The 13113-nt window shown below is 59.2% G+C and carries 12 protein-coding genes; 2 read left to right on the plus strand and 10 right to left on the minus strand.

All coding sequences use genetic code 11. From position 1 onward, the window contains the following. Positions 1–303: 303 nt before the first annotated feature. Positions 304–789, minus strand: coding sequence for an SRPBCC family protein (locus ACT53O_RS15135; protein WP_476153377.1), 486 nt, complete (start codon positions 787–789; stop codon positions 304–306). A gap of 319 nt (positions 790–1108) precedes the next feature. After that, entirely contained in the window at positions 1109–2656 is a 1548-nt protein-coding gene (locus ACT53O_RS15140) for a hypothetical protein (protein WP_476153379.1), read from the minus strand. A 303-nt stretch (positions 2657–2959) separates the two neighbouring features. On the opposite strand from ACT53O_RS15140, the gene bla reads away from it, so the two are divergent. Next, positions 2960–3907, plus strand: coding sequence for a class A beta-lactamase (gene bla, locus ACT53O_RS15145; protein WP_476153381.1), 948 nt, complete (start codon positions 2960–2962; stop codon positions 3905–3907). 970 nt (positions 3908–4877) lie between these two features. Here the strand turns inward: bla and ACT53O_RS15150 are convergent. The 3 genes from ACT53O_RS15150 to ACT53O_RS15160 are packed head-to-tail and all read right to left on the minus strand — an operon-like array spanning position 4878 to position 7228. Beyond that, positions 4878–5387, minus strand: coding sequence for a hypothetical protein (locus ACT53O_RS15150; protein WP_476153383.1), 510 nt, complete (start codon positions 5385–5387; stop codon positions 4878–4880). Between the two features lie 30 nt (positions 5388–5417). Beyond that, entirely contained in the window at positions 5418–6755 is a 1338-nt protein-coding gene (locus tag ACT53O_RS15155; RefSeq protein ID WP_476153385.1) for a glycosyltransferase, read from the minus strand. Next, complete coding sequence (locus ACT53O_RS15160) at positions 6752–7228, minus strand: hypothetical protein (RefSeq protein ID WP_476153387.1); 477 nt, start codon at positions 7226–7228, stop codon at positions 6752–6754. Before ACT53O_RS15160 ends, ACT53O_RS15155 begins: the two co-directional genes overlap by 4 nt. Positions 7229–7903: 675 nt before the next feature. On the opposite strand from ACT53O_RS15160, the gene ACT53O_RS15165 reads away from it, so the two are divergent. Further along, positions 7904–8545: a hypothetical protein gene (locus ACT53O_RS15165; RefSeq protein ID WP_476153389.1), complete on the plus strand. Its 642-nt coding sequence runs from the start codon at positions 7904–7906 to the stop codon at positions 8543–8545. A gap of 51 nt (positions 8546–8596) precedes the next feature. Here ACT53O_RS15165 and ACT53O_RS15170 read toward each other — a convergent pair whose 3' ends face one another. From ACT53O_RS15170 to ACT53O_RS15190, 5 genes are all read right to left on the minus strand, one after another. Beyond that, positions 8597–9430: a lysostaphin resistance A-like protein gene (locus tag ACT53O_RS15170; RefSeq protein WP_476153391.1), complete on the minus strand. Its 834-nt coding sequence runs from the start codon at positions 9428–9430 to the stop codon at positions 8597–8599. Between the two features lie 303 nt (positions 9431–9733). Beyond that, on the minus strand, positions 9734–10861 hold the full coding sequence (locus ACT53O_RS15175; protein WP_476153393.1) for an LPXTG cell wall anchor domain-containing protein: 1128 nt from the start codon (positions 10859–10861) through the stop codon (positions 9734–9736). Positions 10862–10887: 26 nt separating this feature from the next. Next, positions 10888–11460, minus strand: coding sequence for a signal peptidase I (locus ACT53O_RS15180; protein WP_476153395.1), 573 nt, complete (start codon positions 11458–11460; stop codon positions 10888–10890). A gap of 25 nt (positions 11461–11485) precedes the next feature. Further along, positions 11486–12094 carry a SipW-dependent-type signal peptide-containing protein gene (locus tag ACT53O_RS15185; protein ID WP_476153397.1) on the minus strand — a complete coding sequence of 203 codons (609 nt, stop codon included), beginning with the start codon at positions 12092–12094 and terminating at the stop codon, positions 11486–11488. A gap of 63 nt (positions 12095–12157) precedes the next feature. Next, positions 12158–12781: a SipW-dependent-type signal peptide-containing protein gene (locus ACT53O_RS15190; RefSeq protein WP_476153399.1), complete on the minus strand. Its 624-nt coding sequence runs from the start codon at positions 12779–12781 to the stop codon at positions 12158–12160. Between the last annotated feature and the right edge of the window lie 332 nt (positions 12782–13113).

Below are 13113 nucleotides of genomic sequence, written 5' to 3' on the forward strand. Positions count from 1 at the left end.
GGTGGATCTCGGCGGCGGTCTGCGAAGTCACGAGCACGGTGGGTTCGAAAGTCACGCCTCCGAGTATCCCATCCGGTTTACAGCATATTGAGTGTGCCTATGCAGCGGCGGGATAGGCGTCTGAGGGGCCAGTGGCGGCGACTTGTGGGGTCGGCTAGTTGAGAGGTGCAGCAGCGAAGCAGCGCAAATTCGACGATTGAGCCTTCACGAGTTGTGTGATTGGGAAGCTCTGGGGGGGGTAGTGGGCTTCTACCGGTTCCTAATGCCTGCATAGACGTTGGGCCCCGCTGGCGCGGCCGGTCATCACGTTGCCGAAGCGTCGTTGTCGTTGTCGTTGTCGTTGTCGTTGTCGACGAGATTCTTCAGCCGACGGAGGCCCTTTTCGAAGTCGCGACCCACGAACTTTTCGATGTTGAAGATCCTTGTGAGGAGGGTCTTCTTGCCCTCCATTTCCCATGTGAGGAGAGTTCCCCGCTTGCCCTCTGATAGCCGGAAACGAATTGTATTCCTCGACGCAAATGGGCGAGTGAAGTCCAGCGCGATCTCGAGGAAATCGCCATCGACGGCCTCCATCCGCATGTTACCGGCCCCGGCTTTCCGGTTGCCGTCCCATGCGTATGTCGATCCCACCACACCCGGATTTCCCGAGTAGGTACGCTTCATTTCGGGGTCAAGTTCTTCCCACGGCGACCATGTAACCCACCGAGGAAATTCACTCACATACAGCAGGACTTTCTCTCGCGGTGAAGAGAACGTGGCGGAGCGCTGTACCAAGAAGTTGGATACCATTCCACCAATTTAGGGCGTCCCCCCGACGCCTACGTTAATGCCTAGTACGCTTCCAGGCCCCGCCAGCAAACATCACGCTGAGCTGCTTGAGAGCATGAAGGGTCGTGCTGTGCACGTCGGCGATAGCCCTTGTGCTGGGACCAGGATGCGGCCTTCATTAGGGGGCGTGGAACGGTCCACGTTCCCTAATGAAGGCGCGCACTCGCTGGTCGACTCCTAGCACCCCCCTACGTAGGCACTCGGCGCCGCTCTCCTCGCTTCCCTCGGGAGGGACACCGGTGCTGTCGGCACATCCGTGCGACGTGTGGGGTTGCTGACATTATCGGTACTGCGCGACCGTGGCTGAAACTTCGTTCATCGCTCTGGTGGCGTCGATTTTGTCTGGGATGCCCATTGGGATCCCTTCGGGCATGTGGTACCTATGAGGCGTTGAATAGTAGGGAGCCACATTGTCGCCCATGATGGTCTGTAGATAGCCGAATCCCTGGTTGTAGCTTCCGGAGGCGGTTGCGTGGAGGAGGCCCATGTTGTGGCCAAGCTCGTGGCGCATGACTGTCGTGTCGCAGTTGATAGAGCCTGTGGCCACCCCATGGTAGGCACCAATTTCGACAAATGCGTAGCCGCACCCGGCCTCCGTGCCTTCGTAGTACACAAGATCCGCTTTGAGGTGGCCTCGGAGCTCTTGAGCTGCCGGATAGGTACGCAATGCGGGGAGGACATCATCGAGGCTGACCCAGCCTTCGGCGGGCGCGATTCGCTGCAAACCCACCATTCGGAAGCGGAAGTTGGCTCCCGAGTTGTTGAGGGCTTCGTTCGTGAGGCGCAGACCGTCGAGGAGCCGGTCGCGCATGGTCTGATCGCCGAGTTTCGCTGCTGCTTTGGTGCTGTAGAGAAGCAGCAGATCGATAGTGATCGTCTCCCGCTCCCATCGGCCCTCGTCGCTCAGCACGAACGTGACTTCCTCGCCCGGCTGGATCGGAAGAATCGTGTCGCGAGTATTGACGAACACAGCCGATGCGGCACTTGATACGACGATGATGCGGCTCGCAGTAGGCTGATTGGCAGGCAAGACGAGGGGCTGTGTGAGGTCTCCCTCTCCCACGGAAACCTTTGTTCGTGGCGCGGCCAGGTCAGGCACGGCCCCAGAGGTAAGGTTGGCGGCCTTGTGATGGACCTCAGGCGCGGAGATGACCACCCAGCGCCCCTTCTCGCCTACGTACATGAACTCGTACGTGTGACCGGTCTTCACAATGAGCGGGCCGACGCTCTCGACGTTCGCTGGGTCAATTCGTGTCTCTCCGACGAACGCGGACTGCAGGATCACGCGGTCTCGGTCCCCGGGGTTGGCCGGGAGCCTCACTTTGGGAACGTTCTGATGAGTCACGATCGCGAGCGTGCGGGGAGAGGTTGGGTTCGGGAGTTGAGCTGAGTCCGCGCCCACCACACGCTGTGGGGAATCAGTGAGTGTCCATGCGTGGATGCCGGCTTCGTCGCTGGATATGTAGCGCAGTGTGTACTCGTCTCCGGCTTTGATGGTTGTGGTCGAAGCGTAGAGAAGATTCTGAGTGCGAATCACCGAGCCCCACGTTGCTGTTGACCGGATGATGATGATGTCATCATGATTTGCCCGGGCGGGCAAGGTGACCCCGCCTACCCAGTCGGCATCGGCCAGAGAGAAGGTGAGCTTTCGGTAGCCGGACGGCAGCTGCCCTCCCTTGACGTCTTTCGGCGTCAGAGACACCTCGCTGACCGCAGCGAGAACATCGGGCTGCTGTGACGCGGTGTGCCTGTTCGAGCTGTCTGACGCTGCGGGGGAAGCGGCCGCGACCGCGGGCGTGACTGCTCCTGCGGTGAAGAGCCCCACCATCGCCAGGGTGCTGACGAACTTACAAAGTGTTTGTACCGACAAAAGCCCTCCACAGTTGACAGGCATCCGGAATGCATCGGCTGCGACTGCAAATAGCTAACAGGGGCGCACCGGTCGCTCCGTCGCGACTTTGCGCAATTGGGTGTGGAGGTAGGCGTGTTCCGCGCGCTTACGCCGCTGTGCTCCTCTCGGGCAGCTCGGTTCTGACGCCGCATCCCCGCATGGGTGTGGCGCACAGTATCCGGGATGCCTATCTCAGCTCACGACAGAACATGTGAGGAAGGATGCGCCTACTGTTCCCGTATGAGTTTCAAGTCCCGAGAATCAAGCATGCGACCTGCTCACACGATCATGCTTGGCCGCCGTGAGCTTGTGGGCCTGATGGGCGTGTCGCTCGGTGGACTACTCACGGCTTGTTCGAGCGAACCGGGACGACTCCGCACCGACCTGGAGACATCGCGTTACGCGACAGTTTCGCTTCAGCAGATCGAGGCCCAGTACTCGCGGCGGATCGGAATCTACGCCCTCGACGTTGAATCCAATCAGACCTTCGGCTATCGGGCTCATGAGCGTTTCCCTACGGCGTCCGCATTCAAAGCGTTGCTCGCGGCCGCGGTGCTCAGTATGGTCACCGCGGAGCATCTCGACGAGAAGCTCATCAACGTAGGCGGACAAGATCTGGTCCCACCATCACCTGTTTCTTCCGGGATGGTCGAAACAGGGATGACGATCCGCGAAGCGTGTGACGCTGCCGTGCGATTCAGCGACAACGGCGCTTCTAATGCACTTCTTGGTTTTCTAGGAGGGCCGTCCCAGCTCAATAGCTTTCTAGCTTCGCTTGGCGACACCACCACTAATATGATCCGGTACGAGCCAGATCTGAACGACGTCGCGCCGGGCGATGACCGGGACACGTCGACCCCCGCGGCTATGGGGAAGTCGCTCTTCTCGGTCGCGTTCAGCGATGCGCTTCCCGAAACGAATCGACTCCTGCTGCTCGACTTACTGGAACGCAATACGACCGGAGACAAGCGGATCCGGGCCGGAGTGCCGCGTGGGTGGCGAGTCGCTGAGAAGACGGGATCCGGGCCCGTGTATTCGAACCTGAACGACATCGGGGTTGCCTCTCCGCCGCACGGCGCACCTATCATTGTCTCGATCATGTCGGGAAGAACCGAAAAGGGGACCGATATGGACGACTCCTTTTTTCCCGAGGCGACTCGAATCGCGCTTCGCGCAATCGGCTGGTGACACCACTGGATTAGAAGCTCGCGGGCCCTCGATGCGCGTCGCCAAGCGAACGACGGATGAATCCCACACTCCCCGTTCACAGGCTCGGATGGGGCGCCCCACAGAAGTCTTCCGCGTCTCAGGTTGAACCTGGTCGGGTGCGGCTGGGTGCTGGCGACGATATTTCCGCACTTGTCGCCGCATAGGCGAGGTTGATTCACATCTGAACTTCTGCCCCGGAACGTCTAGCAGCGAGACAGGCGAAGAGGGCGAGACCCGTAGCGGCGGCGGGCAAGATCTTTCACCGTGATTACGCTCGCGAGTCCCTCACCAAACGTTGGCCTGCAGGCCAGCGCATGACTCGGGCAGCATCTCGGCGCGCGCTTGCGTCCCTTATTCCAGGGGGGCATTAATAGCCACGGCCGCGACTAGAACGACGACAGACCAGAAAGGTAAGCAAAGCAAGAAGCCGTACATCAGGCCTCGACCGGGCTGTGATTCCTTAATGTTGTCAGCGCTCGCGTCGGGTTCAATCAAGGAATTAGCTCTCTTCTGAGGAAAATTGACGAGGGAGCAGTACGCTCCTTGACAGCCAAGGAGGTCAGGAGACGATACATCTCCGACATCGCTTTGCTTCAGGAGAGAGTGCCACGCTTTTGTCGTGGTGCCGTCTTGCTGGCCGAAGATGGGTATCCGCGGTTCGCCATGCAGGAACAGTTAGTCACGAGCCAGGGCGCCGATGGCTTGCTCGTTGAACTTGGCGCTCAGCTGGGACGAGTCCGACGTTATGAGGTCTGCGGATGATGCCGCGGCGGGGAGAGAGTACATTGCCACCAACTCGGAGGAACGGCGCTTTTCGTATTCGCGAGAGGTGCGGGTCGCCTGACCACCTGGATGGAGAGCCAACGACAGCAGGGGAAACCCGACCCCGTGTCTCGAGCGAACTTGTTGGGGTCAACCGTTTGCCGATCGGCGAAGGATCAGCTTCGATCTACTGATTCCCGCCGTGCGCAACTTCCGTGTATGAGCTTCTGTAGCTTCCGCCGCTCGATGCAATGTCGGTCTTTTCCACAGGAGCCACCGCCGCGATCTCCTCACCGACGTCTTGGCCTGCATCGCGCACAAGACGGCGTCTTCGAGCGCGCCCGCTCAAGAGAGCGGTAGCGACGATGGTGAATATCACCGCGACAGCGATAGCTACCATCGACACGAGCGGGGCCCATACCGGGTCTTGCGGTTGGTACTGAACATAGAAGCTGGTCGTCGCAGATTCGAAGTATCCCTGCCAGTTTTGCGTCGCTGTAGCAGCGCTGGGGCCATTCCCCATGTCGAGAATAGATCTACAAGACCACTCTCCATTGATTACACGAGTCGCGCAGAGGACGGCACCGTGTGGATCCGTCACGACGACGGCAGCGCCGCTAACGCCGTCGCCAGAGAATACAGGAGCTCGGTCAACAACCGAGGAGCCGGGAGAAGGCACATTAATGGTGATGCTCACTTTGTTTCCTTAGTCATCGGCGGATCGAAGTCAGGTAACCGCGTCGGTTTCTTCTGAGGGCCGTTCGATCGCGCGAGCGGTTTTGTCCCATCCGCGCTGCTTGCGGACGATACGGACAAGAGCTCCCCATGCGCAGGCGAAACTCAGATAATTCATGACGATGAAGGAATGCCCCATTAGGAGCGCTCGCGTCAAGGTAATCTCGGCGTCCCTCCTCAGATACACGACTGTCGTCATGAGCGCCGGGGCGAAAGTCAGCCCGTACCACAGCAGCCCCCCGACAAGCAGCGACGTCGGGCCCGATGCAAAGGAGAAGACACTGTCAATACGTGTAATGAACATGAACAGCGTCCAGTGCCAGAGAATTGACCATGGCAGGTCGAAGATCCACGGCACCAGCAAGTATGCGGACAGCTCGAGAACCCTCCCGTTGCTTAGCTGAGGCGTCGTCCAAATCTGAGGGAGGCGCTTCCCTGCCATCATGTGCCCTTGGTACCACCGGCGCCGCTGAATGAAGAGACGTTTTAGCCCTTCCACCCCCTGCTGGTCAACAGCAGCTTTGGGTGTCGTCTTCAGCTTCCACCCGCGCATGGCGAGGGTTATGGTCAAGTCCAAGTCCTCGGTGAGAGACGAAGACCAAGGAAGTTGGTCTAACTCAAGCAGAGCGGACAAACGTGTGAACTGCCCGTTCCCGCCCAGCGAAACGGTGTCAGTTTTCAATCTTCCGACTTGGGTCACTGCTGACATCGACCAGAACTGGAAGTCTTGAAACCAGGTGAGGAAGTTACGGCGTCTGTTCCGTATTCGGACGGCTAGCTGTGCTCCCGCAACTTGGGGATCGTCGAATAATGGCAAAACATGGGAGAAAGCTCCATCCGAAAGGCGCCCATCTGCGTCCATTACGAGAACTAGCACTCGATCCGCAGGAGTTTCTCTCTGGGCCACGAGCTCGATGATCTTGCGAAACCCGTCGTTGAGGGCTTCCCCTTTCCCTGTACGAGCGTGTGGAAAATCGCGCCTCAAAATGATCGTATGAGCCCCACCGCTCGCGGCCGCGATCTCGCCAGTCTTGTCATCTGATGCATCGTCAATAACGATTGTGGTGGTGGTCGCACCGTTGGCGAGCGCGGCGACCGTAGGACCGATGACTGCTTCTTCGTTCAAGCATGGGATTAGGGCGTAGACGTCAAACGTCTCTGGATCTCCAATGAAAGGGTCATTGAAGAGAGTCTGACCCTGCTCCGAGAGTGGAACCTTCGCCTTGCGGTACTCGTGCATGCCAGCGACCATCGCGGCTACGAAGTAGACCACCGACAACGAGATCACTACAGAAGCAATCGCGTTGACGACGGCTACGAAAACAGTCAAGGCCGTTGGTCCTCACGCCTCGCCGGGACTGAGCTGACGACCGCAGCGACTTTCGGCCGATCTTTGACAACAATGCGGAAGAAGACGAACAGACAGGCAGCAAGTCCAGCGAGCATGATGAAAGAGCCGAGGAGAGAATGAGCTACGTCGAACCAATCATGGCCCGCGAACGCGAAGATTGCCGCGAGTCCGGCGATGCGCATCTGATTGAGAACTAGCATCCCACCGGTGCATACAAGCGCAGCGAGCAGGATCCGACGTAGCGAGAATCTGCGAAAGAGAGCGAAGGGCGCAGCTATTAGAAGGATCGCGGCAACGTAGAAAGCTACAGAACACTCCAACGTGATCTGAACCGCATACCACGAGTAGCCTCGGTGGAAGAGAATGATCGGGTCTGATGCGTCCGATACGACTTTGGTGTCCTCACCAAACGTTGATCCAACCATCCACGCCGCCGGAACTGCGTCCACCATTCGGAGCGCGCTCGCAAAGAATAGATAGAACAGACCTGTCGCTGCCAGGGCCGTGGCTGCTGTTATTCCCGCCCAATACACCGCTTTCTTGGTGCGGTGATTTCGACGTGGTGTCAACTTCAGATTCCTGCGATCGCCCTGAACGCTTGTAGCTGACCTCACTCCCCCGCCTCAAGGCGGTGACGCGAGAGCATTTTGTTCCTAGCCACGAGAAGTCCGCCTACTACCAGGGCTACGGTAGCGAAAGCTATGGAGTGCATCTGGAATGTCGATCCGGTTGCGGCCAGTGTTCCGATGGCGATCACGCCCGGCTGTGGGTTCGGATACATAGCTTCTCCTGACGGTAGCGGCCACCGGCCTTGCTTACCAAGTGGCAAGATCACTTTCCCTGAACACGCGGAGAATGGGCATTGTTTCGCTTCTTTGTAGGCACGCCGACTCCTCCTCGACGTAGCTTCTGCTTGGGCTCTCGACGCCTACCTCACGTACCTATTCCTATGAATCTCGAAGATGGAGCGACTGAAAACTGTGGACTGTTGAGCGGGACGCTTAGTTTGCGTTCCCCGGAATCGGACGCATGGGAGTGGAATCGTGGGGCTTTCTTGGAAGAGGAAGAATGGGAGCGCGGGGACTGATGCTCGTAGCGGCTCACTACGGCGGAAGCGTCCGATAGCTGTGGACGTTCTTCTCATCTCGGGCGGTCTTGTCGTTGTGGCGGCGACTACGTACGCTGTTTCCGTCCCTGCAGGCTCCCTTGCCAGCGGGGAGAGATCGCCTCTCTCAGCCTCGCCGTCAACTCTCGCCCCGCTTGAGTCCACACCTTCTCTGGTAGTCGTTCCTACCCCGGAACCGAGCCCCACTGCTCCCCCGCCCGCTGAGATTCCTCATGCGATCAAGGATTTAGTCGACGAAGAACAAGTTGCCAACGCGCGAATCATCATAGAAGTATGTCGAACGCGATACCCGCGATGGGAGATTCAGCAGCACGCGGCCATTGTTGCTACGACCGCCGCAATTCAGGAATCCAGCCTGCGCAATCTCTATCACGGGGATCGCGACTCTCTCGGCCTCTTCCAGCAGAGGCCTTCTCACGGGTGGGGAACCGCTGCCGAAATCACCGATCCTCGTACCTCTATCGGTCGATTCCTGGATGCCCTCGATTCCATCGAGAACTGGCGCGACAAGAACATCGGCGAAGTAGTCCAGATGATTCAGAACAGTGCCCATCCGGATGCCTATGACGACGACGTCGCAGATGCTCGACTCATCGTCTACGCCCTGTGGGATCAGGCGTACAACGCCTCGCTAGGAAACTGAGTTGGTTGGTCGCTACCGCCCAGGCCGGATGCCCGGCGAACTCTGAGCGGTTCATTCTGGTCTCGCGGCTCGTTCCGGCGACGCCGCCCACTTGCGCCCGCGATGCTCGAGGCCACCCGCGAGATGACGAGACTCCCCTACGCCCCTAATTACCCATGGAATGCCCACTAAGGCGAGGACTATCGCCGACAAGTAGATCGGGGTCGTTAACTGCGCCAAAGGCCCAGCGGGGCCATGACTCACCGCGAACAACGAGAAGTCCCAGAAACCATGAAGAACCATGGCCCATTCCAGCCGACCCGTCGTCCGCCGCAAGACATACAAGATGGTTCCGGCCCCGAATGCGAACACGCATTGCAGGAAGGTTGCGACGATCGGCTGTCCGTTGAAGGCGTTAACCATGTGCGCCACCGCGAAGACAGCTGAACTAAGAAGCCATACCCACACTTCGCGAAAGCGGCTTCTGAGGCCGAAGACGAAGATGCCGCGCGCAACGAGCTCCTCCGTAAATCCGACCAACAGCACAACAAGCGAAGCGGCAAAGAAGCCGATGTCATAGGTGTGCCAGTCAGTAGAAATCAAGTTAATCACCAGCGCAGCCGCCATCATCACGGGCGCGATAATCGGCCACATCGATGGCGCTCGTCGGCGCTCCACGAGAGCAGGGCGCCACCATCCGAGCGAGGACATCACCGCTATCAAAAGGATTGCGCCTGCGATAAGCGGGAGACCGATTCCCATGAAGAGATTCGCTCCGTTCTTCCCCACCTCGGTGTATGGAACCGCGGATGCTTTGCCGAGGCCGAACACTACCGCCGTGTAAGCAGCAAATATAGCTAACGAGAGCCACACGCTTGGCCGGACGCGGACCGGGTGCTCTTCCATACTTCTTCCTTCCAGGATCGAGCAGCTAACACGCCTGAGCCATCTTGCTGGACTCCAGGCAAACATCTGGGTCGGTCTCCGCGGCCTGACCGAGAACGGGATGCTCGCTAGCAGCGAGGTGCCCGTTACAGCGACAGGGGAAGAGTCTGATCAGGCCGAACTGCGACACTCCCCGCGAGTGTCTGGGAGCTCGGTTATCTACGCAGGTATGACTTGCGGCCTCGGTAGGTGGCCCCAAATGGTTTCGCGATCCCGCGGGCACCATTCGGTAAGACTTAGCGAGAAACGGTCAGTTCGCGCCCTTTAGGTTCCGTTTACGAAAGAGCAACTTGCCCCTCCTGGGCGGCTCAGCAAATACTTAATCGTGGTGAACGTCGGGGAGACCCACCCGGCCCAAGCCGTTGTACGCGCTCTGACTGTGAACGTCTTTCCGTCACCGCCACCCGGTTCGTCTTCTAGTTCGTCGGGGCTAAACGCCGTTTGGTAGATACCGGCTAAGTCCGGACCGGACGTAGGAAAAGCCGCCCAGTCGTCCTCATCCTCATCTTCTTCCTCATCCTCGCCATCAATGCGCCACTCGACATTCTTCTGCGGCGTAAAACCGCCATACACAGAACCCGCTGGCCATCGCCAAGAAACAACCATGCGGTCTTTTTGCCTGTCTACGCACACGGGTACGCCGGTCACTTGAGGCGGACCGAGGCGGCCGGTGCGGAGCGTCGCGTTTGCGTACTCCGTGTCCGTAAAGGCGGCGTCGGAAGCCTGCGGCGACGAGAGAGAAATAAGCAGAACCAAACCGACTGCTACTGCAGATGGTCGCCCGATTCGGGAGGACCTTCCGGGCTGAGCTTGTGCTTTCGCGACCATCAACACCCCTCCAGCCACCAGAAGGACCCCCACCGCAAAGAATCCGAAAACGGGCGCATCCGAGCCCGTCGACGGCAACACTCCTGGGCCTACCTCAAGTTCATCGCCGTAACCGTCGACATACGCGACGACACGTGTGGATTTTCCCCCAGTCGCTTCTTTGCCGAGTCGCACGTGAATGCGCAGATGCGCAGTGTGCGCCGTCGGCAGCACCGCGATGCGAGTTCTTGTGCCGTCCCGTGGTATCGACCAGTCCACGCGCAGGGCTTCGCTCTCAGCCGGACAGCTCGCCCCCTGCCATTGCTGCTTGCACGCATAGATGTCGATGACAAGCGGAGCTGAGCCGGCCGCGCCTATTCCTACTGTGATCTTCCCTGGTTCCGGGGGCGCGGACTGGATGGTGAGATCCCACTGGATGGCAGATCCTATGTCCATAGAAGAAGCTGCCTGCCAATCGGCAGTTGAAACGATCCTCACGTAGCGGCCCTCCACTATCTCCGAGACAGGGACCGCGTTCGCTGCCGAGGGACAGAGGAGTGCTATGCCAGCTAAGAAAGCGGCCACCAGAGAAGAATGGAATAGACGTGAGGTCATCGATTCGGCGAGGAGCGGGGACGCTGACCGGAACGCCGCGTCACGTCTCGGGACGGCCAAAATGCCCATACAACCAGGAGTGTCACGAGCACTAGCATCGAAGCGAGGAAAAATGGATTCGAGATAGCGATGAGTATCGGAGCGGCTCCCGGTATAGAGAAGAGAACGATCCTCACGCTCTTGACTGAATACGGGGCGGGATCATTCTGCAAATTTGCATCCCCTCGTAACGTGAGAACTCGCTCATCGCTATGCTCACCGTTCATGATCTCGATAATTCTGTGGGTCACGGGGAGCTGGCCGGGACGGTCCACTGTGACGACATCCCCGACGTGAAGGGTATCCGCCCCGACCCGCTGCACGATCGCTACGGCGCCGGCTGGGATGGTTGGAGCCATCGAACCCGTTCGGAACATGATCAGAGTGATGTGCGCAGTTGCGGCGAGGAGCGCGAGCGCAACAAAGACAACGCCCATAATTGCTGTAATCCATAGGATGAGCTCACCAGCTATGCGGGCTTTCGACCGTTTTCTCCGTCGACGCCTTGAATTGACGACTTCTTCAGACATGTATCCCCCTGGTTGTGATCGGCTTCTAGTTCGCTATGGCCACGAACTGCCATGTCGGGTTCAGAGTTAGCCCTTGAGCGTTATTGCCGGTCGTGGACGGCAAGGTTATCGCGAAGCAGTAGTTGATCTGGTTTCCGCCGTTCGCCGCGAGATTCTGGGAAACCGCGGCCGAGGCGTTCAGTTGGGAGCCGGGAGCAATAACTGTCGTTGCACCAGAGCTGTTGTAGTCAGTGGCGTTCGCGCACTGCGGAGTGCTCACCGTCTTGACGCCGTAATTGAGGTAGTCGGCCAGCGAGCCGACGGGATACGTTCCCGCTGTGAGTCTGACTGTTCCTGGTACGGAGACGGACGCCGTCTTCACGACTACTAGCGCATAGATGGTCTTCCCCGGGGTGAGGGCGGTCGCATCAATTGACGGGGTGAATGTCATGACGAGTGCTGTGCCTGGCGTTGAGTGTGCAGAGAAGTTTGATCCGGTGACGCTGCTGACGACTTCGAATCTTCCCGCCCCGAGTGTGGCGGTTGCATACTCGGTATCTGTCCAACTCGCGTTGGTAGCGGAGTACCCGACGCCGATAAGCAACCCGCTGGCAAGCAGAGCCCTGATGCGGCGCGAAGCAAGCTTGCGGCGCATCAGGGCTCGCTTGAACTCTCTCCGCGAAGTCGCGACGAAAGTTCTACACATCATGTTGCCGGGTCAGTTCGAGGTAGCCGTAAAAGCCCAGACCCCGGTTCCAGCCTCACCCTGGACGAGAGAAGACTGCGCAGTCGCGATAAAGCACAGCTGGGTGGCATCGCCAGCAGTGCCTGCGGTCGCACCCTTGGAGAGCGAAACGGTTGCCCCCGCCGTGAACGTCGAGAGGTCGCTGCCCGACGCGACCAGGGTTCCGCCGGTAGCCGTCGCGTCGCAGGTGGCCGCGGCATCGATCGCATAGACCTCGTACGAGATGTTGTCGGCGTTGATCCCAGTTCCGGTGCCGGAGGTAGCTGCGAGGGTTGCGTCGGTGGTCGTCGTGTCGTCGAGGCGCAGCCAGAACGGAGCGTAGACGACGTCGCCTGGCGTGATGTTGTCGAACGGCGCGCTGAACGTAAGGGCGGCAGCGGAGTCACCGTTGTCTACATTGTGGTCGCTGAAGTCGGCGGTGGCGGAAGTGGTCGAGCCTTCCAGGTTGAAAGAGCCCGCGGTGAACGTGCCGGTGGCAAATTCCGAGTCGTTCCAAGCCGCGAGCGTGATGGCCGCACCGACCCCGAGAACCAGGCCTCCAGAAAGGAAAGCGAGAACCTTGCGGCGTGAGCGAGTGGAGCGTGTGGTCGATTCCATTGATGTCCTCTTCGTTTGTCGTTTTTTGTCGTTCGGGCACGCCCGGTGTCGACGCCCACGTCAACACCGGAACGAGAAGCGTCCAAGTAAGAACGCCCACTCACCGCACGCGTGCCGCGAACGACCATCAAGTTACATTTCCCAACTTCGCCACCGTCGCTCTATAGGCATGTCCGGGCTATCGGCTTAGGCAAACACCTGGTCTTTTGCTCGGTCGCGAGCCGCAACTAGGTGCTCACTGAATCGACCAGCCAGTCGTCAGCACCAAGCATCCATTGAGGTCTTGCCCCGTTCGCTATGCGTCCCGGTAGTGAGCCGATGTAGATGAACCC

It is taken from the genome of Microbacterium sp. DMC48 (assembly GCF_056313825.1).

Coding starts and splice junctions, on each gene's coding strand:
- ACT53O_RS15135 (WP_476153377.1), bottom strand. CDS start 789: ATGGTATCCAACTTCTTGGTACAGCGCTCCGCCACGTTCTCTTCACCG.
- ACT53O_RS15140 (WP_476153379.1), bottom strand. CDS start 2,656: ATGGTGGGGCTCTTCACCGCAGGAGCAGTCACGCCCGCGGTCGCGGCC.
- bla (WP_476153381.1), top strand. CDS start 2,960: ATGAGTTTCAAGTCCCGAGAATCAAGCATGCGACCTGCTCACACGATC.
- ACT53O_RS15160 (WP_476153387.1), bottom strand. CDS start 7,228: ATGGTGGACGCAGTTCCGGCGGCGTGGATGGTTGGATCAACGTTTGGT.
- ACT53O_RS15170 (WP_476153391.1), bottom strand. CDS start 9,430: ATGGAAGAGCACCCGGTCCGCGTCCGGCCAAGCGTGTGGCTCTCGTTA.
- ACT53O_RS15180 (WP_476153395.1), bottom strand. CDS start 11,460: ATGTCTGAAGAAGTCGTCAATTCAAGGCGTCGACGGAGAAAACGGTCG.
- ACT53O_RS15185 (WP_476153397.1), bottom strand. CDS start 12,094: ATGCGCCGCAAGCTTGCTTCGCGCCGCATCAGGGCTCTGCTTGCCAGC.
- ACT53O_RS15190 (WP_476153399.1), bottom strand. CDS start 12,781: ATGGAATCGACCACACGCTCCACTCGCTCACGCCGCAAGGTTCTCGCT.